The 22,645-nt window shown below is 43.4% G+C and carries 18 protein-coding genes, 1 pseudogene and 2 riboswitches; of the genes and pseudogenes, 1 reads left to right on the top strand and 18 read right to left on the bottom strand.

Features of this window, described 5'->3' with window-relative positions; translation table 11 throughout:
* Positions 1-5: 5 nt before the first annotated feature.
* The 15 genes from N8M93_RS21115 to N8M93_RS21045 all read right to left on the bottom strand — a co-directional run bounded on the left by N8M93_RS21115 (position 6) and on the right by N8M93_RS21045 (position 16,965).
* Positions 6-734 (bottom strand): pilus assembly protein TadG-related protein, encoded by a 729-nt coding sequence (locus tag N8M93_RS21115; protein WP_261134633.1) that lies wholly within the window; start codon positions 732-734, stop codon positions 6-8.
* Positions 735-739: 5 nt separating this feature from the next.
* Positions 740-1,117, bottom strand: a complete 378-nt coding sequence (locus N8M93_RS21110; protein WP_261134632.1) for a TadE/TadG family type IV pilus assembly protein — start codon at positions 1,115-1,117, stop codon at positions 740-742.
* A 15-nt stretch (positions 1,118-1,132) separates the two neighbouring features.
* The gene (locus N8M93_RS21105) at positions 1,133-1,345 is read right to left on the bottom strand and encodes a hypothetical protein (RefSeq protein ID WP_261134631.1); all 213 of its coding nucleotides are present in this window, start codon (positions 1,343-1,345) and stop codon (positions 1,133-1,135) included.
* 48 nt (positions 1,346-1,393) lie between these two features.
* Positions 1,394-2,335 carry a type II secretion system F family protein gene (locus N8M93_RS21100; protein WP_261134630.1) on the bottom strand — a complete coding sequence of 314 codons (942 nt, stop codon included), beginning with the start codon at positions 2,333-2,335 and terminating at the stop codon, positions 1,394-1,396.
* 4 nt (positions 2,336-2,339) lie between these two features.
* Positions 2,340-3,272, bottom strand: coding sequence for a type II secretion system F family protein (locus N8M93_RS21095; protein ID WP_261134629.1), 933 nt, complete (start codon positions 3,270-3,272; stop codon positions 2,340-2,342).
* Positions 3,269-4,609 (bottom strand): CpaF family protein, encoded by a 1,341-nt coding sequence (locus N8M93_RS21090; protein ID WP_261134628.1) that lies wholly within the window; start codon positions 4,607-4,609, stop codon positions 3,269-3,271. Before N8M93_RS21090 ends, N8M93_RS21095 begins: the two co-directional genes overlap by 4 nt.
* A 15-nt stretch (positions 4,610-4,624) precedes the next feature.
* On the bottom strand, positions 4,625-5,746 hold the full coding sequence (locus N8M93_RS21085; protein ID WP_261134627.1) for an AAA family ATPase: 1,122 nt from the start codon (positions 5,744-5,746) through the stop codon (positions 4,625-4,627).
* A gap of 14 nt (positions 5,747-5,760) precedes the next feature.
* Positions 5,761-6,525: a Flp pilus assembly protein CpaB gene (gene cpaB, locus N8M93_RS21080; RefSeq protein ID WP_261134626.1), complete on the bottom strand. Its 765-nt coding sequence runs from the start codon at positions 6,523-6,525 to the stop codon at positions 5,761-5,763.
* 15 nt (positions 6,526-6,540) lie between these two features.
* The gene (locus N8M93_RS21075; protein ID WP_261134625.1) at positions 6,541-7,278 is read right to left on the bottom strand and encodes a hypothetical protein; all 738 of its coding nucleotides are present in this window, start codon (positions 7,276-7,278) and stop codon (positions 6,541-6,543) included.
* Positions 7,279-7,789: 511 nt separating this feature from the next.
* Positions 7,790-9,085 (bottom strand): NCS2 family permease, encoded by a 1,296-nt coding sequence (locus tag N8M93_RS21070; RefSeq protein WP_261134624.1) that lies wholly within the window; start codon positions 9,083-9,085, stop codon positions 7,790-7,792.
* Positions 9,086-9,365: 280 nt separating this feature from the next.
* Positions 9,366-9,467, bottom strand: a riboswitch (purine riboswitch).
* A gap of 120 nt (positions 9,468-9,587) precedes the next feature.
* Positions 9,588-11,126 (bottom strand): glutamine-hydrolyzing GMP synthase, encoded by a 1,539-nt coding sequence (gene guaA, locus N8M93_RS21065; protein WP_261134623.1) that lies wholly within the window; start codon positions 11,124-11,126, stop codon positions 9,588-9,590.
* 345 nt (positions 11,127-11,471) lie between these two features.
* Positions 11,472-11,573, bottom strand: a riboswitch (purine riboswitch).
* A gap of 39 nt (positions 11,574-11,612) precedes the next feature.
* Positions 11,613-13,832 carry a transglutaminase domain-containing protein gene (locus tag N8M93_RS21060; protein WP_261134622.1) on the bottom strand — a complete coding sequence of 740 codons (2,220 nt, stop codon included), beginning with the start codon at positions 13,830-13,832 and terminating at the stop codon, positions 11,613-11,615.
* Positions 13,819-15,084 carry a DUF58 domain-containing protein gene (locus N8M93_RS21055; RefSeq protein WP_261134621.1) on the bottom strand — a complete coding sequence of 422 codons (1,266 nt, stop codon included), beginning with the start codon at positions 15,082-15,084 and terminating at the stop codon, positions 13,819-13,821. The genes N8M93_RS21060 and N8M93_RS21055 overlap by 14 nt, the downstream gene beginning before the upstream one ends.
* Positions 15,081-16,055, bottom strand: a complete 975-nt coding sequence (locus tag N8M93_RS21050) for a MoxR family ATPase (RefSeq protein WP_261134620.1) — start codon at positions 16,053-16,055, stop codon at positions 15,081-15,083. Before N8M93_RS21050 ends, N8M93_RS21055 begins: the two co-directional genes overlap by 4 nt.
* 601 nt (positions 16,056-16,656) lie before the next feature.
* The gene (locus N8M93_RS21045) at positions 16,657-16,965 is read right to left on the bottom strand and encodes a WGxxGxxG family protein (RefSeq protein WP_261134619.1); all 309 of its coding nucleotides are present in this window, start codon (positions 16,963-16,965) and stop codon (positions 16,657-16,659) included.
* Between the two features lie 191 nt (positions 16,966-17,156).
* Here N8M93_RS21045 and N8M93_RS21040 point away from each other — a divergent pair, with 191 nt between their 5' ends.
* On the top strand, positions 17,157-17,558 hold the full coding sequence (locus tag N8M93_RS21040) for an ion channel (RefSeq protein WP_261134618.1): 402 nt from the start codon (positions 17,157-17,159) through the stop codon (positions 17,556-17,558).
* A gap of 500 nt (positions 17,559-18,058) precedes the next feature.
* Here N8M93_RS21040 and N8M93_RS21035 read toward each other — a convergent pair whose 3' ends face one another.
* From N8M93_RS21035 to N8M93_RS21025, 3 genes and pseudogenes are all read right to left on the bottom strand, one after another.
* Positions 18,059-18,805: a hypothetical protein gene (locus tag N8M93_RS21035; RefSeq protein ID WP_261134617.1), complete on the bottom strand. Its 747-nt coding sequence runs from the start codon at positions 18,803-18,805 to the stop codon at positions 18,059-18,061.
* A gap of 219 nt (positions 18,806-19,024) precedes the next feature.
* A complete protein-coding gene (locus tag N8M93_RS21030; protein WP_396125754.1) occupies positions 19,025-22,006 on the bottom strand; it encodes a GH32 C-terminal domain-containing protein in 2,982 nt (993 codons plus the stop codon).
* Positions 22,007-22,621, bottom strand: a pseudogene (locus N8M93_RS21025) (glycoside hydrolase family 32 protein); the annotation flags it as partial. It lies immediately after the preceding gene.
* Positions 22,622-22,645: the final 24 nt, after the last annotated feature.

Below are 22,645 nucleotides of genomic sequence, written 5' to 3'. Positions count from 1 at the left end.
CTTTTCTAATCACAAGCTATGTCGAGCCCCTTCGGTCGTTTGATCGTTGCAGATGCGTCTGCATCGATCCCCTCAAATAACGAGTCATCAACAGTGACATAGCTGCCATCTTTTTCAGATTCTACGAAAATACTGAACTTGCTTTGATCGAATTGAACCTGAGCGTTTCGATCCGCACCATTTTTTTCTGCGTATTCATCAGCTGCTCTCCGGATACGTTCCATGTCACCTTCAATGGCTGTACATGCCATGGAATTAAGTTCATCATTATCATAAAAATACTTCAATGCTTCAACCGGATCGATTTCTGTACTTGGATCTTCAAGCCATTCTCGTAAACTAGGAGGCATCGTCACCTCTCTATATTTTTTCTCGATCTCTTTGATGATTGAATCCAAAAAAGAATCTTCATCTTGAGGTGGTTCTTCGCCTTCATCGCCTTCTCCGCTTTCATCTTGATCTTCTTCAGCCTTTTCCTTTTCATCTTCAAAAAGCTCTCGTAGTTCTTCAAGTTCACTTTCTATTGCGGAAGTATAGCGCTCTTCATAGATTTCTCTTGCTTCTTTTGCTGCAGCCAGCACTGCTGCGTCCGCACTTGTTTGACTGATTCTTTTTGAAATGAACACATTAAAGAAATCAAAAAACATGAAGCTTATGAAAATAGAGGCGATCAGCATGCCGACAATCACGAGCAGCATGCCGTTCCCTCGTTCATTTTTGAGATACTTTTTCATGTTCATCAATCCTTCAGACCTTCTTCAATCGGAATTGTCGCATCTGCGTCAAAAGTAAATTCAAGACGACCTATGAACGGTATTGAAACGGTTGGGACATTCGATACGACTGTCACCGTAACCTCTTCGTCTCCTTTATCTGTGTTTACACTCTGAAGGACAAGATTGCCCGCAGATCGTTCAGCCACCTTTTCAGCGTCTCCATCAACAGCCGCCGCCCGTGCTCCATCCCGAGCCGCTGCTTCTGTTACGACCACCGTATACGCCACAAGGGCCATCTGCCAGATGATCATCATCGCCAGAATAACCATGGGAAACACAGCGACGAATTCGATCAGCTGCGATCCCCGCTCATTTTTGACCAGTTTCCGGAATCTGTTCATCATCGGATCACACGGTTACAAGCGGCCGATCAGTTCTGAAATCTTTTCAACGATGGCATTCGCGATACTGCTTCCATTTCCATCGACTGCTGTAGCTACTGCCGCCATCACGGCAAGGACGACGAGCCCAAGGGCAACCCACTCAAGAGCCTGGGCACCGCGTTCGTTATTAACGTATTTATTGACTACAGCTGACATGTTTTCAACCATTTTTTTCATCTTCTTCATGATAAAATCTCTCCTTTGGATTTTTTTATAAATGTATGTCAATCCTTCTTATTTAAAGAAGGTGTCTAAACCGAATGCTTCTGGGTTATAAATGACGTTCAATGCCAGCAAGCCGATGATCAGGAAAAACACTGCCGGAGCTACGAAGAACGTTGTGACAAGGGTGATTTGCGGACTGGCTTTCGCTGCTTTTTCTTTTGCCTTGAACCCCCGCATTGCCCGTAGATCATCTGCCTGGATCTTGAAGGTCTGAGAAACCGGAACCCCAAGAGAAGAACCTTGCAATAACGAAGTGACCAGCATCTCCAGCTCCTTGGACGAATTACGGTTGATCAAGTTTTCATAAGCAGTACGTCTTGGAACCCCGAGTTCGATTTCCCGATTAAAACGGTCGATTTCTTCGCTTAATGGACCTCCCAGCTGTTTGGTCACTTGCTTCAATGCACCGTCAAGGCTGACACCAGCCTGGAGCGTTACACTGACCGTGTCGAGGAAATCAGGCATCATCGAACTGATTTGTTCCTGACGATCACGGGCTTTCATCCACAACCATAGGTTCGGTCCGAAAAATCCTGCTAACGGGAATAAAACGATGGTCATAAGCCCGAAAGGCAACCCGAGAAAGACATAGAGGATGGAAAACATCAGGGCTCCGAGTCCAAGGACGAACCGCAAGCCGTAAAAGCTTTCAAGTCTCAGTCCCATCGGATTTCCAGCTTTGACTAACAATTGTTCGTCTTTTTCCTTGTCTGAAAAAAAAGGATATTTGATGCCAGTGGGACCAGCATACTCTGCTGCTTTTATAATTGGTCCGGCCATCCTTTCTCTCAATTTTTTCCGTTTTCGATGTTTGATTTCCGATACCTGCAAATGCGACATCAATCGCTGCTTTTTGCCTACATAAAGATAGATGAATACGAATCCGATGAATAATAAGAGTAAGATCAGACTAAACAACAACACTGTATATACGCTGAATTGTGGGCTCATTTTACTACACCCTTATCCTGGTAATCCGTTTGATGATGACAAATGCGATACTGATCATACCTGCAAATACGGCAAGTAGGATCAATCCGAATGTCGTGAAGATGACATTCAAGAAACCTTTGATGAAGAGGTTCATCATGACAGCCATCAACAATGGCATGATGACAAGGATATAAGCGATCGACTTGGATTCTGCCGTAACGGTTTGGATTTCCTTATAAACACGAGCTCTTTCTTCAAGCGTCGTCGCCATCAAATCCAAAACCTCTGCCAAATTCCCGCCGACCCTGCGTTGGATCAGGATCGTACTGACGAAAATATTGATCTCATTACTCGAAACCCGTTCCCGGAAACGGTTCATCACTTCATCAAGACCGTCTCCCAAACGAAGCTGTTGGTCCATCTTCTTGAATTCAGGACCGGATGGTGCTTTGATTTCATTTCCGACCATCTCAATTCCCTGTGGTATCGTCTGACCAGCTTTTACTGCATTGGACATCATCCTGCATATCTCCGGAAGCTGTTTGTTGAAGCTTTCGTTCCGCTTATTCTGCCTTGAGCTCAAATATAATTTGGATGCGAGCCAGGCGATGAGGTACGAAAGCAGGAATCCCATGAACAAAATCAATCCGAGTACGAAATAACTGAAAAACCAGAGGACTGCGATCACCAATATATAGATGCCCATGTATTCAGATGGCTGCAGCGGGATATTGGCCTGGATCAACTTCTTCTTCAAGTCCCGAGCAAGTTCCGAATGATCGAATTTGTCTCCAATCAGAAGGACGAAGCTTTTTCGTTTCAGCTGTCCCGAATCCTCAAACCACTCTTCCGCTCTTTTCGAGGTTTTCTGCACAGTGGTCAATCGTTTGAAATAATAGATTGCAAGAACAAAAGAGAAAAATGCGCCGCTTAGGAATATCCATGCCCCCGTCATGCGAGTACACCTTCTGAGAACATCGATTCAGGTACTTCGATTCCAAATGCTTTGAACCTTTCAAATGCTTTCGGTATATACCCGGTAGATTCAAAATGTCCTTTAACACTGCCGTCTGACCGTACGCCGGTCCTTACAAATCGGAAGATATCCTTGATGACGATCTCCCCATTTTTCTCAAAGATCTCGGCAATGCTGACGATTTTCCTTTTTCCATCCGTCTGTCTTGACGTTTGGACGATCAGGTCCAATGCTCCGACAAAATAACCTCGGATGACATCGACCGTCAGTGGTAATCCTGACATGATCACCATCGCCTCAAGTCTTCCCAATGCATCTTTCGGAGAGTTCGCATGGACGGTCGTCAACGATCCTTCGTGTCCTGTATTCATTGCTTGAAGCATATCGATCGCTTCTGAGCTTCTCACTTCTCCGACAATGATTCGGTCCGGTCTCATCCTGAGCGCGTTTTTGACAAGCTGGCGGATAGATACTTCCCCTTTTCCTTCCATATTCTCAGGTCGCGCTTCCATCCTGACGAGGTTGTCGTACGTAAATCGTAGTTCAGCCATATCCTCAATCGTGACGATCCGTTCTCCGCGGGGAATCGAATCTGACAAAACGTTGAGAAGTGTCGTCTTCCCGCTTCCAGTCCCACCTGAGACGAGTATGTTCAGTTTCGCCTGGACCGCCGCTTTCAAGAATTCTCCCATCCGATCAGTGAATGAGCCGAATTCCATCAAATCTTCCATTGTAAAAGGGGTTTTGTTGAATTTACGGATCGAAATCGAAGGTCCATCCAATGTAATCGGTGGTATGACCGCATTCACACGGCTTCCATCGAGTAATCGGGCATCCACCATCGGCGAACTCTCATCGATACGCCGTCCTAATGGGGCGATGATACGATCGATGATATGCCGGATATGTTGATTATCCTTGAAACGGATGTCCGCGGGTTCAAGTTTCCCGCCACGTTCGATATAGACCTCTCGCGGCCCGTTTACCATGATTTCTGTGATCGTGTCGTCCTGAAGTAGGGCTTCCAACGGACCGTAACCCACGGATTCATTGATGATCTGGCTGATGATCTGATCCATCTCGCTTTGTGGAATGATGACCTTCTCTTCTTCGATCATTTGTTTTACCAATCGCTCGATCGTCTGTTTCCGTTCTTGGGCGGGCAATGTCGTGATCGATTCAAGGTTCGCTTCCTTGATCAGTCTGCTTTTATAATGGCGGACCCAGGATTCTTGCTGTTCCGATTCCACATCCCACCCATTTTCCTGATTTCCATTCAATGGCGTCGTGTTTACTGCTTTTTGTAACCAGGACATCTCTTCACCACCTTTTTAAAGCAAAACTTTATCGACAAACAGACGGATGTCTCTTGCTGGTTTGAATTGGCCTTTGTCTTTTTCCTTCTTATAAAAGCTCTCCCCCATATTCAAGAGAGGCTGCAATGAAAAGTAATCAGATCGGATCGAAGCATCCACTTCTTTTCCAATCAATTTCGCGATGTCTTTCTCACCTAGTTCACTCTTCGGATGCGCACGGTTCAACAGGATGGAAAGGTTGCCCCTTGTTCCAAGCTGAAAACGCCCGAACAGCTCCATAGCATACTTGAAGCAGCGTAAAGAAAGGCTGTCAGGGTTCAGCACATAATGAATCTGTGTCGCTTCATTCAAACCTGTGAAACTGACAGTATTGATGCTTGTCGGCAAATCTAAAATCACATGATCAAAATGAGCTCTGCATGTGCGGATGACTTTCGTGATCAATTCCTCTGTGATATCTTCCGCTTTAGCCGGGTTGCTTGGCCCTAGGAGTATGTAATTGCCAGTCTTTTCATCGCGTGTTGCCACATTTTCGATATGGTTGAGAGACAACTCTTTCAAAACCGGCTGAAGGTCAATATAGGAGCGGCTCGTCTTTACGCCATAGATCGTTTCCAAACCACCGAATTGTGCACTGAGATCAATCAGGATGACCCGTTTATCCTTATGGATTTGCAGGGATTGGGCTGTCATCGCTGCTAACAGCGTCTTGCCGCTTCCACCTTTTGCACTGTAAAAAGCTTCAACCTGCCCGCCCCCGATCGTGGCTTCCCCGAAACTTTCCTGCTGTATTTTCACTTTTTCTTTAGAAGACTGGATGATTTCATTCAAGCGGGATTGTTCTTCTGGATAGACGATGACATCGTAAGCCCCGGCCTTCATCCACTCCCTTCCTTCTTCAAAAGAACGTTCCGAAGTGATTCCGATCAAAAAGCTAGATGCAGGCAAAGCGAATCCTTCTGCCTGATTCAATGCTTCGCGATCGATGAAGTAGAAAGTATACTTATTCAGGTTTGAAAACGAACGTTTCCATTGTTCATCCACTTCAGAATCAATTCCATGAGCCTCCAGGATATCGATCAGAGATTGTTTTATCGTTGGATTGGTTGTAATGATCAAGGCTTTCAATTGGCTCATCGAACATCGTCTCCTTATTGCTCATCTTTTTTATCTTCTGGTTTCTTATCGTCGGGTTTATCCTTTGCTGCTTCATTCGTTTCTTGCTGTTCCTCAGCTGGCTTCGTTTCTTTCTGCTCGTGCTCTGGGGTTGTTTGTTCAGGTGTTTCCTGAGTGGAGCCATTATCTTTCATCACCTGATTGACTCTAAGGATCCGTATTTGTTTTGCCGAATTCTGGGCATGGATCAACCGCTCGGCCTGGTTTACTGGAAGTGAGACTTTGATGGCAGATGGTCCCTCACTTTTACTTTCCATCTGGACCACTTTGATGTTTTGCAGCAAACGTTGGGTGACGACTCCTTTTTCTTTATTTTCCGTGACTGAAATGACATCCACTAGATCTCCTTCGGCAACACCCTGATCGACAATCACGATCTCGCTGGGGTTAAGCCAGACTATCCGATGATCGGCAGGGATATCAACCTTTTTCCTGACTACATTTTTTGTGACAAGGTCTCCTTCTTTCAGATTGACAACCGTAATGGAATCATCAATATCATCCGATTGTTGGATAAACGACTCGACCTGTGCGTTTTTCGGCATTTCAACCCACGTAATGTCACCTTTCTCAAGTGAAGTATAGGATTGGATATCCTTATCTGCTGCGGCTACTTTCACTGTTTCGCCAAGTGAATCCTGAGCCATCTGGATCTGGTTGATGATAAAACCAGCTGCTGCAACTGCTAATATGAATGCAATCGTCAAAAAAATGAACGCTTTTCGTTTGGCATCGATCATTGCTTCGTCACTCCATCAATTTAAGGTAGGTTGAGTTACTATATGTACAAATGGTACGTTGACAGGTAAATTGTAATCTTCTAATCTGTGTTGTTTCACATGATCATCAATCGGCAGATTACCTGAGAGTCCCTTGTGAACTAGCCAGGTTTTGGATCCTATGTCCTCCCTGGGCAAGATATCCCCGATCAATTCTTCCACCGTACCGGATTTTTTGATTTTCGCCTTCCCACTTTCTGAAACAAGCAGTTTGTATGGTTTTGATTTCTTCTTTTTATGAATAGATTTAATCCTATTTTTATAAAAAACTTTAGGGTCAGGTGTGATGATCCATTCTTGAATCGTATTGCTTTCTTGTTCAATAACATTGATGATCGAGCCTGATGATCCGTGATTGTATCGGGTTACTTTATCGAGCAGCATATAGAGGGTTGCGCGATTATGAAAGATGGGATAGCTGACTAATGACTGTTGTGGATACAGCCAGTTTTGCAGCCTACGAATGACATTGCGATCCGTATAAAATGGATCGTAAAAATAAATGATTTCTGAAGCATCCGATAAATTCTTAAAAAAATGGATTTCCTCCAGCTGGTTGTATACGGTAATATCTAGTGATTTTGAAAAGGTTTTAGACTCATGATCATGGATGACTTCTTTAATCCGCCTTTGGCCATTTTTCGTGTTTACCGGTTTGATGACTACACCTTCCATTTGAAAGTCACCTAATGTTTCATCGATTACAAGTTTCATAGAAGACATCCTCCAAAAATCGACTGTTTATGGTCGAAATTGCATAAATTGTTCATAGCATAAGGAAAAACTACCAAACAATGACATACCCGTCAAAATTGTTTTTATTGTAAAAATGTAAATATATGTATTTTAATTGATTCCTCCGGACTAACTTCTTGAATTCAAGGTATTTTCCTTTGCCACCTCGGGGTAAAAAGGGCCTTAGACCATTATTTTTGGTAATTTTAACCTTTTGCAGGATTATGTATATAGTTCCTTTAAGACATACCTATCTAAACCTTTTTTTGTTAAGTTTTGTGATTTTTTATATTTCATTTTTGTTACAAGTATTTTCTTTTATCGACTTTTACTAGGACTAAAATCACGTTCTTTCAGTTCTACAAATAGTTTCGAAAAAATCTGTTCACTTCTTCACGAAAATGAAAAAGGATGATCCGAGGTGTTTATAACTACACCCCAGGTCATCCCTGATTGGTTAGAAAACCAACAAAGCATTTGATAATGCTATCTACGTCAGAAACGCGAAGTACAAGATAAAGATGAAGAACATGAAATACATGATCGGGTGGACTTCTTTCGCTTTTCCTTTAACGAGCATCGTGATCGGATATAGGATGAACCCAAGCGCAATTCCTGTCGCAATGCTGTATGTCAATGGCATGGCGATGATTGTCAAAAAGGCCGGAGCTGCTATTTCGAAACGATGCCATTCGATCTTACCAAGTACAGCTACCATCAAGACACCGACGATGATCAGTACGGGTGCTGTTACAGAAGGTGTGACAACGCCAAGCAATGGTGAAAATAACAGTGCTAATAAGAAGAAGCCTGCTGTGACCACTGAGCTGAACCCAGTACGTCCTCCGGCTGCAACCCCTGAAGAGGATTCGATGTAAGCCGTAGTAGTAGATGTTCCAAGTACCGCTCCGATTACTGTTGCGGATGAGTCAGCCATAAGTGCACGTCCCGCCCTCGGAAGCTTGTTATCCTTCATCAGACCAGCCTGGGAAGCAACGGCCATAAGTGTTCCAGCAGTATCAAAAAAGTCGACGAACAAGAAAGTCAATACGACGACAAGCATATCGATGGTCGTAATCTGGTTCAAATGTTTAACCGCTTCACCGAAAGTCGGCTCTAGGCTCGGAACTGCTCCGACAATACCTGAAGGCAGTGGAATCTGTTGGAAAATAAGGCCGACAATTGCAGTCAGGACCATTCCGTAAAAGATCCCGCCTTTGATGCCTCGTACCATGAAAATGACGATAGTGATCAGTCCGAAGATGGCAAGTAACGTATCCCCACTAGCCAAATTTCCAAGCTGTACGAGTGTCGAATCGTTATTCTCTACAATTCCCGCGTTTTGTAATCCAATAAAGGCAATGAACAACCCGATCCCGCTTGCCGCAGCAAACTTCAACTCTTGTGGAATCGCATTGATGATGGTTTCTCTGATTTTCAAAACAGTGATGACGATGAAGACAAGACCGGAAACAAGTACCCCAGCAAGGGCCGTCTGCCAGGGGATCCCCATGACCATGACGACGGAATAGGTGAAAAAGGCATTCAATCCCATCCCCGGTGCCAGCGCAATCGGATAGTTCGCCAATAATCCCATCACAAGGGTACCGATTGCTGCTGCAAGAGCCGTCGCTACGAAGACAGCGCCTTTGTCCATTCCTGCATCACCTAGAATCGCTGGGTTGACGAATAAAATATAAGCCATAGATAAGAACGTAGTAAGACCAGCGATGAACTCTTTCCTGTATGTTGTTCCATACTCCTTAAATCCAAAAAAACGATCCATTCCCCAAACACTCCTTTTCCACTTAGCATTCCCCGGTGCCTGTCACCAAAAAAGAAGTCAATGGCACCAAGGGTTCTCAGATGGTGCCAGGCACACTTTCAAAACCCTTACGTACCAAGGCTTCCCAAATGGTGCCTGGCACACTTTCAAAACCCTTACGTACCAAGGCTTCCCGAATGGTGCCTGGCACTGATGAAAATCGAACAAAAAAGCTTCAGGCATGATACCTGAAGCTTTGACAAACAAGGGAATGGAACACACCTAATACAAACAAGGTTGTCCCAGATGAACCATCCCTCGTAGTCAAGCTATTTACGGTAGCCTGGTAGAAACTTTCGGGCCATATCCCCGACATTATACGATGATGTTATTATCTTTTATTTTTCATTAGTGTAATGCGAATGACGAAAAATGTCAACAGAAAAACCGAACATTCGTCATCTGATTATTCATTATTGTTCGTATCACATTCCATCTACACCATAAATCCGCTTATTTTCGTTTATTCCCACTCGATTGTAGATGGCGGCTTAGAGGTGACGTCATAGACAATACGATTCACATGATCGACTTCGTTGACGATACGATTGGAAATCCGTTCGAGGACTTCCCATGGGATCCGCGCCCAATCGGAAGTCATCCCGTCAATGGAAGTGACTGCACGAATGCCGACTGTATAGTCATAAGTCCTCATATCTCCCATGACACCGACGCTTCTCATGTTCGGAAGTGCAGTGAAGTATTGCCAGATTTCACGGTCCAATCCTGCATTCTTGATTTCTTCTCTTAAGATTGCATCCGAATCACGGACGATCTTCAGTTTCTCTTCGGTTACCTCTCCAAGGACACGGATTCCAAGGCCCGGCCCCGGGAACGGTTGACGCCAGACGATATCATCCGGCAAGCCTAATTCGGTACCGACTTTACGAACTTCATCCTTGAATAGGGCATTCAACGGCTCGATCAATTGGAATTTCATATCCTCTGGTAAACCGCCGACATTATGATGTGATTTGATTGTCTGGGCTGTATCTGTACCACTCTCGATGATATCAGTATACAACGTACCTTGCGCGAGATAATCGATTCCTTCAAGCTTGGACGCTTCTTCATCGAACACATAAATGAATTCGTTCCCGATGATTTTCCGTTTCTGCTCTGGGTCAGTTACACCCTTCAACTTTCCTAAGAAACGATCCTTTGCATCGATTTTGATTAGATTCATGTTGAATGATTCACCGAATGTTTTCATGACGCTGTCCGCTTCCCCTTTACGGAGCAAGCCGTGGTCGACGAACATACAGACGAGCTGGTCACCAATCGCCTTATGGATGAGTGCTGCGACAACAGAAGAATCGACTCCGCCACTGAGTGCACAAAGGACTTTCTTATCCCCGACAATTTCCCTGACCTTATTGATTTCATCCTCGATGAAGTTTTCCATTGACCAGAGTGCTTCACACTTACAGATGTTCATGACGAAGTTTTTCAACAATTCGATCCCGAATTCACTGTGTCTTACTTCAGGATGGAATTGAACCCCATACAGGTTTCGTGAAGGATCGCTCATACCAGCTACGGGACATGAAGGACTGGTCACATCCGTCTGGAATCCTTCTGGAGGAGCTACAACCAAATCACCATGGCTCATCCATACTGTTTGTTCTTCAGGCAGGTCCTTGTACAGCTCATTGTAATTTCGCAATGCGACCGTCGCTTTACCGTACTCACGATGGTTCGCTTTTTCAACCTTTCCACCGAAGTGATGCGTCATCAATTGCATCCCATAGCAAATTCCAAGAATAGGAATGTCCAGATCGAATATTCGCTCATCACATTTTGGAGAGTCAGGCGTATATGCGCTGTTCGGCCCACCTGAGAAAATGATTCCTGTCGGATTCAGTTCCTTGATCTTTTCTGCAGTGATTTTGTGTGAATGGAGCTCACTATAAACCCCATGGTCACGGATACGTCTTGTAATCAATTGATTGTACTGGCCGCCAAAGTCCAGTACGATAATCATTTCTTCAGTTGAATTCATGTCAGCCACCTCTCTAACGGATCTATTATTTAGTTTGTCTACTATCTCGAATCGTACTACCCTTCATTCTGAGCTGTTTCTTATTTGTTTTGACTTTCATAAGCAAATTCATGACACTCCTGCGGGAAAAGTGAACCATGCGAGACCCCGCACAAAGGATCTTCAACCATAATAATGACCTTCGACTTAATGTCAACGTCGAAGCCAACAAATCCTGAGCTAGTGATGCTTGCGGGTCGCCCTCGGAAAGGGAGTGAACTTCGTGAAATCAACTTTTCATATTCCAAAGGCTAAAACAAAAGAAAAAGAACCCAGACCAATGAAGGCAGGGTTCTGGTTGACATGCACAAACAGGCCTGCCTCCATAGTCAGATCGTTTAAGGTGATCTGGTAGAAACATCCGGGCCATATCCCCGAACATATATGAAGGGAGTAGAGTTATCCGTATAAAATATGGATTTATTCTAACAGTCGCCTATGGCGCGGTCAAGGTCGTATCCTTTTAATTAAATTTTCCCACAATTCCTTTGTATCAGACCAATCCACTTGATTTGGATTGTTGCTATAACGGGTATGCTCGTATTTCTTCGTCAAGATCCTCATATCTCCCGTATCAAGGTAACGGTCGACTTCCAGTGCATACTCACGCAAAGTCTGCTGGGGTCGCTTCTTGATCCCATATTGTTCCAACAGCCAAAGCAGTCGATGGTAAGCATCATTGAACACACGCTCATCATCATCCTTACGTTTTCTGTACCGCCAGATGAAGTATTTATGGAGCCAATTTTTACGGGTCAAGAATCCAACTAAACCTGAAATTACCAACAACGTCACAAGTGTCAGTGAAGTCCATTTCAACCATGTGAGGACTTTATCAAGATCGATCGGGAATTGAAAACCAGAAGATCCAGTTGAGTCTTCGCCGTTTCGAGCCTGTTCTTCCTGTTGATCATTTTCTTCAGGCGCATCCACTTCTGCATTTTCTTCCTCATAATCGCTTACAAAGTTAGGCAAGTCTAAAAATCCTTGTGTCGGTTCAAATGGAACCCAGCCGACCCCTTCAAAATAGACTTCCACCCAGGAGTGAGCATTTGAATTCGTGACTTGGTACATACGACGTCCATCATCTAGTGTCTGTTCATAGTCTCCACTGGTGAAACCCTTGACCCAGCGCGTCGGAATTCCGATCGTCCGGAGCATGACAGCCATGGATGTCGAGAAGTTATCACAATAACCGAGCTTCGATTCGAACAAGAATTGAGCAACATAGTCATCATCACGGCCTGGAACCGCTACGTCCGTCGTATTGTATGAAAACCCGTTTCTGGAAAAATACCCTTCCACAGCCTTGGCTTTCGCGTAAGGATCATCTTCATCAGCGGTGATATCTTCTGTGAGCTCTTGGATTTCTTCCGGGAGATCCTCGGGAAGCTGAAGATAGCGTTCAGTTATTTCAGCAGGATAATCGGTACTGCTGTTCTTAAGCATTTCTTCAGAAAACTCCGGTACTTTATAATTGACTGTATATTCCTCTAGTCCGGATTCCCCCGCTTGTTCGAAGGTCATCAATTTATTTGTGATCGTATTCATCTGGTAATCCCGATCTTCTTCACTTTCAACAGTCTGGAGTTCGCCAGGATAAACAATGAATGGATACGGGTTATTCCTCAAAACTTCTACTTCTGCTGTTAAATCTTCTGAACGTACATTGTCATCATAAGTGACAGCATGAACGGGATCGAGTGACACATCATTCGGCTGAACCTTCTCGCTTGGAGGCTCAGCAGGATCTGTATCCCAGCCTAATCCTGTATAAACTTCTTTCGATTCAACTCGCCAGTAGTGCAGTTCCTCGATCGTCGTCATGAAAACCGGGTTGTCATCGTACACGAATGGACCACCCAGCCGACTGTCATTCGTCCCATAGCCAATCTTTTGGATCCCTCCACCGTTACCCGGTCCATCCCCTTCATCTGTCTGGTTTCCGACAGCAGTAATAAACGGTACTGGATCGGGCCATTGTGGGGCAGCTTTTGGAGCGAGATAACCAAGTACCGAAGAAAATGTGATCAATATCGCCAATGGTACGATCCACATAAGCGGAAATTGGTGTTGGTGCACCCTGAAACCTTTCAATTCAATGATCCGTATGAACCTCAGGATTCCCAAGAGTACGAACCCGATGATCACTGTCCGCACGATTGCACTTGAAGCATCATACATCGTGAACGTATCGACCACCGTCACATATAGAACCGTTATGATGAAAAACAGAAATATTCTACGCGCCTGGATCAGCCAGTAATGCATCAAATAGCTGATCAGCCATAACAAGACCAGGAACAGAAACGTTCTACTGATGCTGGTCATACCTTCCCAATCACGTGAAAAAGCATTTTTCAGACTTCCTGCCAGATCGGCCAACAGATAGCTCACCCATTGGAAATCGAAAAAAGAGACTGGAAAATAGATGGAGTGCAAGGCATAGGCTAGAGCCAAAAGTTTGATCGGGAATGCCACCCAAATGGATAACTCAAAATATGAGAGTGTAAAAAGAAAGGCTGAAAACAAAACGAATATTGACAGGTAATCCGTATCTGTAAATGTAGATAATGGACGCAGCCATTCCCAAAACAACAGAAATCCAAGCATATATAAGAGGAATGAACCAACGGAAAACTTTTGCTCATTCTCATACTGTGGCATTTTTAACACCTGCCTTCACGACTTCACTAAAATCGTCATGATTCACTGGGTAAACGGTGATCCCGCGTGCGCGCAATCTGGTCAAAAGGTGCTTTTCTTCATCCGATAGGATTTTCTGCTTCGCAACATAAAAGAAAATCGTCTGTATTTTATTCGCAGCCATTCGCTCAATCGTATGCACGAATGCATCAGATAGATCCGGACTGATGATCAGGACCGAGACACCCTTCGACATCTCATGGACTTCCCTTTTCAAAACATTTGTGAGCGGTGTTTTCGTATCAAGCTGAATCCTGGCAAGATGGTGCATGAGCTTCGCTTCGAAATTTTGTCCCGATTGAAATGACATGTTCGTATGCTCTTTCGAAACGCTGTGGAATTCGACAGATGTCCCTTTGCTGATTGAAAACTTCAATATTGAAGCAGCTAGTGAGACAGCCCTTTCGAACGACTGCTGTCCATTCCGCTGATAGCTTGGATGACTTCCATCAAGGAAAATGACGAAATCATCATTCCGCTGCGTTTCAAACACTTTCGTCACCAGCTTGTTCGACCGTGCTGTCGCTTTCCAGTGCAGCCAGCTCAGCTTATCCCCAGGTGTATAATCCCTTATGCTCACAGCAGAAGTGAAATCTTGCTGGGCTTGCTTTCCTGCACGTTTCATTCCAGAAGGATGAGTTTCGAATATTTTCCACCCAGCCAACGAATGTGTCTTCGGATAAACTTGTATGGTCTTCTTCAACGGAATTTGTACCGATTTGGAAATGAAACCGAATAAGTCTCCTGATTCCAAAGTAACCCCTTTGAACTTATGGATTCCACGCGGAACAGGCTTCACGAGATATGTGAAGGTGATCCTTCTTTTAAAGAGTGGGAATAGCAGGGCTTTGGCTCCTGATTGATAGCTGTATCCCTGATCATCCGCATGTGGAACCATGAGTCCTGGCAATTCGTCTTTCACCACTAAGAAGAACAACGGAATCGGCAAACCGCTGGTAATGGTGACGGTTACCTCCATCTTTTCTCCAGCAATGAAATTCAATTTATTGATCTGCCGTTCTACAGAAAGCCTTGATAGACGGAATGTCAATATGAAGACAGTATATAATACAAGCGGCAGTACGGAATAGAACAGAAACCAGCTAACGAATCCACCCTGGAACATCGCATAGGAAAATGAACTCCCTAACAACAGAACGATCCCTATGATCCCGAAAATTGTGCGGTATTCAGCCAGTCGTTTTTTGATCATGCTTTTTCTTTCCTAATCACAGGCACTGGCGTACGCTCCAAAATCTCTTCGACGATCTTTTCTGGTGTGTACCCATCAAAACGTGCTTCTGGCTTTAAAATGATCCTGTGGCATAGTACGTGTGGCGCTAAGTATTTCACATCATCTGGTACGACATAGTCTCTGTTCAACAATAGAGCATAAGCCTGGGCAGTCTTCATGAGCGCTAATGAACCACGAGGACTCACGCCAAGATGGATTCCGCTGTGTTTTCTCGTCCGGATGACCATGTCGATGATGTATTGTTTGACTGTTTCCTCAACATAGACAGCCTTCACCTGTTGCTGCAATTCGAGTAAATCATCGAGCTGGAGGACAGGCTTTAATTCATCGATCGGATGCTCTCTTTCATTTCTTGTCAAAACCTGAAGCTCTTCGTTCGCAGATGGATAGCCCATATTGATTTTCAGAAGAAATCGGTCCAGCTGCGCTTCAGGCAATGGATATGTACCTTCATATTCGATCGGATTCTGTGTAGCCATTACAAAGAACGGTTCCGGTAAATGATGGGTAAAACCATCGACCGTAATGCTCTGCTCCTCCATCGCCTCTAAAAGTGCCGACTGTGTCTTCGGTGACGTCCGATTGATCTCATCGGCGAGCACAATATTCCCCATAAGCGGTCCCGGACGGAATTCGAATTCCATCGTCTTTTGGTTATAGACGGATACACCTGTCAAATCCGACGGTAAAAGATCGGGTGTGAACTGGATCCGGTTGAATTTCGCTCCAACAGATTGAGCGATGGAACGGACCATCATCGTTTTCCCGACACCAGGCACATCTTCAAGTAAAATGTGTCCCCCGGTCAATAATGAAATGATGCTTAATTCGGTCGCTTTTCTCTTTCCGACCATTACTTTCTCTACGTTTTCAACGATTTGTTCCAACTGTGGATGATATGACTCATACCTGAAGTTGTTTGCTGCCATTGAATACAATCCCCCTCTAGCAATCTACCTGCCGATTGATTCCTGTAAAAGTTATCGGTAACCTGACGAAACTCACACCGAATCCTGTCAGGTTGAATCTGAATGATTTGTCCCAACATGTAAAAGTCTCATCTATTATAAATTCGGAATGAATAGACAAAATCCTTGTTTATTTGAAATTTTCACTCATATTGTAACAAATTGGCATGCAGAAGGATACGATTGTATGGGGGATTACACATTGTGAAATTTGATGGGGGAGAGATGGCGCTCATTCGCTCTATGGCCAAAACCATGCCTGGTAGAGATCGATTAATGGATAATCGGACAATTTAAGGAGGCAGATCTAAACATTGATTTCAAACGATAGAAGTCATTAAAGAATGTGCGGTTCATAGAATCATGCGAGTTTAACACTGATTCCGGCAGGTTTAACTAGTATTCCGGCCGTTTCGGGTAATAATCCGGCCGATTTAACTATTGATCCGGCGGTATTCAGCACTATTCCGGCCAAAGTTTACATTTTACACTTTTCGGGATCAGAAATACCTTAAAACAAAAAAATCCCTATACTCCACTTTCGGAGTATAGGGGTCTCATCTCAGTCTGTTACTCTGCGGTCGTTTCTTCTTCTAAGTCCTAATAGTCCCAGAAGACCAGCCAGGCCGATCCATTCCCAGTTACGATCTCTTGGAGCGCCAGTTTCACGGATTCCAACACGATCATCAGCATCGCGAATACCAACTCTGTCATTGTCCCTATCGGTGCGGATACCTGTACCGATTCGATCCCTGTCGTTGTCTTCATTCATGATGCGATTATCATCATCCATATTAGCTAACGCTGGTGCTCCTAGAGATGTAAGAACAAGCGTTGCTGTAAAAAATACTGCAATCAACTTTTTAGTCATTTTAAAATTCCTCCTATTTTCCGCAATTTCTAATGCAGTCATAGATTAACCAAAAAGTTGATTATTATGCAGATGATTTTTCCATTCCTTACTGATCTAAATGATGCCTTCCTCACTTGTAGGATCGTTCTCACAAAATGAAGTTTAGTGATGATGAGAAAAGATAATACAAGTATGGAGGTGATGTCCAAATGATTAATTTTCTTGTAGGCGCAACGATAGTCTTTATCGTAATCAATCTCTTTTATTTTTTCACAAATAAAACCTACCGAAAAAGTAAATTCAGCACAGCTCTTTTTCTTAAATTATTCATCGTATTATGCGGTGTTTTGATCGGGTTCGGAATTCTGTACTATCTCTTATCTTTAAAAGGGATGATCCTAGTAGATAATCTCACTGATCAACAACCAATTGAACCTACCATCTGGAACATGCTCTACTTTAGCGGCGTGACAATGTTATCTGTTGGTTATGGAGATATGCTTCCAGTAGGGATAACTCGTTTTTTCGCCCTTATTCAAGCAGGAATAGGTGTACTTCTACCGACCGCTTATTTCATGAAAACATTCGATTCTTCAGAAGCATCACAGTGACAATGAGACATTACATCGTTCTTGGGCCGTGTACCGATTAATAACGTGAACTATTTGTCGATTTTCTACTCGGAATTTGTAGATATTTCTCGGGAAATTTGTTGAAATTCAAAAAATATTGAAGTAGACAATAACAGGTGGTAAATCCATCTTCTATGAATATCGCCATATGATACGAAAAGATTTCTTCATCAATCGATTGCGAACCTGGGGCTAATTGTTATATATCGCTTGTTGTGTTTAATTACAAGTTCACTGTATCGTAGGGCGATATGCTTGCATCTTTTCTTAGAAACATAGTCATTAATTTAAACCTTTCAAAATACGCATCCATATCGTCTGACGATACAAAACAAAAAGAACCGACCAAACACTTTTGACCAGCTCACCATGGATGTATTCTGTTTTCCTTACTTAATCAGTTTCATTGCTTTTTTCCAAATGCAAATCGCTTGCCGATATCCCCACTGAAATATAATTTCTCTAACCGATACATCAAGCTACTTATTTCGGAACATAGAGAAAAGGCCGTTCCATTTTCCTTTAGGTTTTTGTTGGATCGCTTCTTCTAACCGTTTGTTGAAATCATTCTGTGAACGCCATTCTTTAATCTGTTCCTGTCTCATATTCCGTAGTTCCTGTTGCAATTCTTCACTTCTCTGCTTTTCTTGTTCAAGTAATGTTTGATAATGCGTTTTTTCTTGTTCCATCAAAGTTTCATAATGACTTTTTTGTTGTTTGGACAGATTTTCAATTTTGACATTCGTTTTTTGTGCTGAATTTCCAATATTCGAACTAATCGCATGGTGATCATGCTGAAGTCTGGAAACCGTTGTTTTAAGATGTGCCATATCGTTTGTCAATTGGGCGTTCATTTCACGTGTGGCTGCGAGTTCATTGACGACATACTTTAAGACTTCTTTTAATTGGTTAGGGTCGTAGGGCACATTTTCGTATGTATCGGTTAGCGCTATGTCTGTTTCATCGGAACTTAGTAATTTTTCTTTCTGTTGATCCACAATCTCTTTAGCTGTACCGTCCAGGGGTTTGTCCGTATCGCGTAGCGCTACAAGCGCTCCGATATCAGATTGGACAAAAATACGCCGATCGCCATCTTTCAAAAACTCGTATCCGTTCCGCTCTAAGATTTGCCCATACTTACGGACAGTCGGGGTGGCAATTCCTACTTCTTCTGCTACTTCCTTTGTAGAGAATGCTCGTTCATTCGGTTGTATATCGCGTCGCATAGCGGGCCTCCTTTTCTTATAAATATGAAGGTTTTCGACATTAATTGCAAGCCATATCGGTAAGCGATACACAATTGTAATACATAAAAAAAGACTACCTCCTTATCCCTATGTTATGCTCACTTAAAGGACATTTAAAAATACAAAAAACCTGAATGATAGACACTTTTTTTGAAGTATCCACCATTCAAGTTAAGTTCCCAAAACAAAGTCACCTTTCTATTTTTTGCCTTTATTCATCTTCGCTTTCACATCATTGAACACTACCGTTGAATCCCATACATTTAACCCAAAATACCCCTCTCTAAATGTGGAGTCCATTATGTCAATAACTAGCATTTTGTCCAAATAAACTTTCATTCGGTCTCCTTTCGTTTCTACCTTTATACGATAGTCCCGATTGGCTTTTAACTTCAAATTACCATCGTCATTGTAGGTTGCCAGGTCAATTCCCTTTCCATCTAAAAACTTGATAAGCTTGACTTCATTATTTTTTACATCGATATTGGCTGCATATCCATTCTTTGCATCAGGATCAGAACGAAAAACCAAAGCTCCTGCCCCAACTAAATTATCGACTAAATCTTGTTCAGGGTCGTCCGGATGGGAGTCCGAATCCAGTACTTTAATATAGCCTTCATACCGAAAATCATCGCCTTCTTGCGCCGATATATTAAAAGAATCGCCATTGCTTTGGCCTTGAAAACCTTCCCTAGTCTCCGCCCATCTCCCCGAAGCAGGTTTCCAGCCGGTTAAATTTGTTTTAAAACGATTCTTATCTTTCCAAATACTTTTTATTGGATAAATTACTAACGAATTTAAGGTGACCTCTCCACCTTCGCTATATATCTCCAAACCTTTACTTGATGGATCAGGAAAAATCTGGTCGGTGATTACGGTTTCTCCATTAGTTCCGAATACTTCAACAGCTGAGCGATCAACAAAAATATGCATTTTCACTTTACCATCTGAAGCTGTCAGGGGGCCATCATGCCTATCTACAACATGATCACCATAGTCAAAATCATCGGAACTGGCACGATCAACAAAAAGCTGTTCCCCTGCAATGTCGTACCCTATTTTTGTGTATTCTTCTCCATCCCCTTTTCTGACTTTAAAACCAAACTCCGATGCATTCGTATTAGAAACATCGAATTCGGCCATCATTTCATACGTATCTCCTGAGAAATCAGAAAGAAGGCTGCTGTTGTTAGAAATAACTACATTATTATAGGAAGTCATTTGACTATTGTTTTGAATCCTTTTTAGAGAAACAGGCGTTTGTTTTAAACGAGTTCCCTCTTCGGTATGAGTAAGTTCCATTTTGCGCGGTAAAGACATTGAACTTCTCCACGTTGAGGTAGGTGTTTCATGGGCATACTGCCAGTTGCTCATCCAGCCGAGCCAGTATTTTTCTCCATGATCTCCTTCGATACCACTCCAGTCAACGGCAGCATAGTAATCCGCTCCGTAATCACTCCATAGTACTCTATCTGGTGGATTCTCATTGGTAAATGTGGTTCCATCAAAGTCACCAACAAAGTATTGCATACCAGATCCACCAGCAGGTCCCCCATCATTAATGCTTACTTGCAGAACCCACTTCGTGTTATTGGGATCTCCGTCAATCGGAAGTTCCACTAATGTCGGGCATTCCCAGATGCCGCCATTACTTCCGTGGGTTGAATCAATCCACTCCCCTGATACCCCTCTCCAATCTTCAATCGTCCCGTTCTGTTTGGAATCATTTCTTTCGGGTTCTTTAGCTACCTGGTCGACCTCATCAGGAATCGGCCCTTCATTATAAACATTGAAATCATCGATGTTGATATGACCCCACCCGCCAGTAGCCTGATCCACTGCTTTAATATAGAACACTTCTCCCACATATTCAGAAGCATCCCAGACATAACGCTTATATGTTTCGTCATCTTTAAACTTCGTGTTTGCCTGGCGGATCAGTTCCTGGCCGTCAGAAGCTCTGACCAAGGATACATAACGGTTGCTGAGATCATTCCCTCCACCTAACAGAAAGTTGATTTCCCCGGATCCGCTTAATTTGAAGTAGGAGGAACGCAACTCGCCTATTGCATTATCCCCATCATGAAGGTCAGAAAATCCCCATAAATGATAATTCCCTTGGGGTTCAAAAGGTCCACCCCAGTAATTGCTTACATCGGTAACGTGATCATCTGTAAAGGCATTTCCTTTCATAGAGGTCCATCCTGTCAAATCACCTGTTTCAAAATCATGGTTGGCGATTTCCATATCAGTAGTTTTGATATTTTCCCCCTTTTTTACATTTTGAAATAGTGTGGTAGAATTCCATACATTCAACCCAAGGTATCCCTCTGTAAAAGTGCCATCCTTAATATCATGGATGAGAGTATCATCTACATAGACCTTTATCTGATCGTCATATGCATCGACTTTCAGGTGATAAGTCTTGTCCGTCTCGATACTCATCGATTTTTCAGCTAACACTGTGGTTTTCCCGTTCTCGATCTTCATCAGCTTCGCCACATCATTTAAAGCATCAACATTGGCAAAGTAGCCGTTTTTCACATCTTGATCAGCACGGAAAACGAGAGCTCCAGCTCCACCTTCTCCTTGATCTTTGGATACTCTGATTTCCGATTCATACAAAAAGTTATCGTCTGTTTGACCACTCAAAGTAAAAGCATCTTCATTAGAAGTCCCTGTTTTTCCCTCTAAGGAGTCTTCCCAGGATCCGCTGATCACTTTCCAGCCAGACAGATTAGTTACGAAGTTGGATGTGTTTGTAAATTCGACATTACGAAATGAAGCCGTTGAGCCGCTTGATGCCAACCCATAATATCCATGGGCAAATGATTGGTCATTCTGATGTATTACAAGCTGATCATCCACAAAGACTTTTATATTGTCTCCATCAACCAGTACCTTGACGTGATACGTTGATGAAGTGTCCAAATCCATTGGTTCAGAAGTCAGCTCTTCCGTATCACCATTCACATTTTTACATAACGTTACACGGTCATTTTTTGCATCAATACTGGCGATGTACGCATTGTTTCCATCTTTGTCCGATCGAAAGACTAGTCCGCCGGAACCCTCCCGGCCATTCTTTTCATTAAGTGTGATATCACCTTCATAACTAAACGAGCTTCCGGTATAGTCGGACATAGCATACGATACCCGATCAAGACTGTTGGATTGGATACCGCCATCTGGACCGAATTCACTTGCAAATTCCCATTCTTTTAAATTGGGAGAAGTATAAAACATAATTTTATTTTTGGCCGCAAGCGACATGACCCACTGAGTAGAGTCTTCATGCCAGAAAACCTTGGGGTCACGCCAATCGGCGACAGGAGGATCCGGCATCACCGGGTTACCTTCATACTTTTCCCATGACCTTCCTTTATCAAGACTGTAAGCAAGACTTTGGACTTGTCCATTTGGGCCGGAGTGGGTAAAAATAGCGACCATTGCTTCCTTCCCAAAACCTGCTGTATCTTCCCAATCTATAACGGCACTTCCTGAGAATATATGGCCATGTTCGTCAGGGTATAGAGCAATCGGGAGGTGCTCCCACTTCACAAGATCTTTACTAACCGCATGCCCCCAGTGCATCGGTCCCCAGGTGGTGCCGTAAGGATGGTACTGGTAAAACAAATGGTATTCCCCTTCGTAATAAACCATCCCGTTCGGATCGTTCATCCAATTTGCTTCAGGAGAAAAATGAAACTGATTCCGGTAGGGCTCTTCATAATACCCTGAGTCCTTCGCAAGCGTATTTGCCGGCACACTTACAATAAGCAGACAGAGCAACAACGAAAACCTTCTTTTCCATGCAGA

The sequence above is a fragment of the Bacillus sp. Marseille-Q3570 genome, assembly GCF_946151055.1.
In the GTDB taxonomy this organism is placed as follows: Bacteria; Bacillota; Bacilli; order Bacillales; family Fictibacillaceae; genus Pseudalkalibacillus.
Note: the sequence above shows the minus strand (reverse complement) of the source record. Positions and strands in the feature narration are given on the sequence as shown.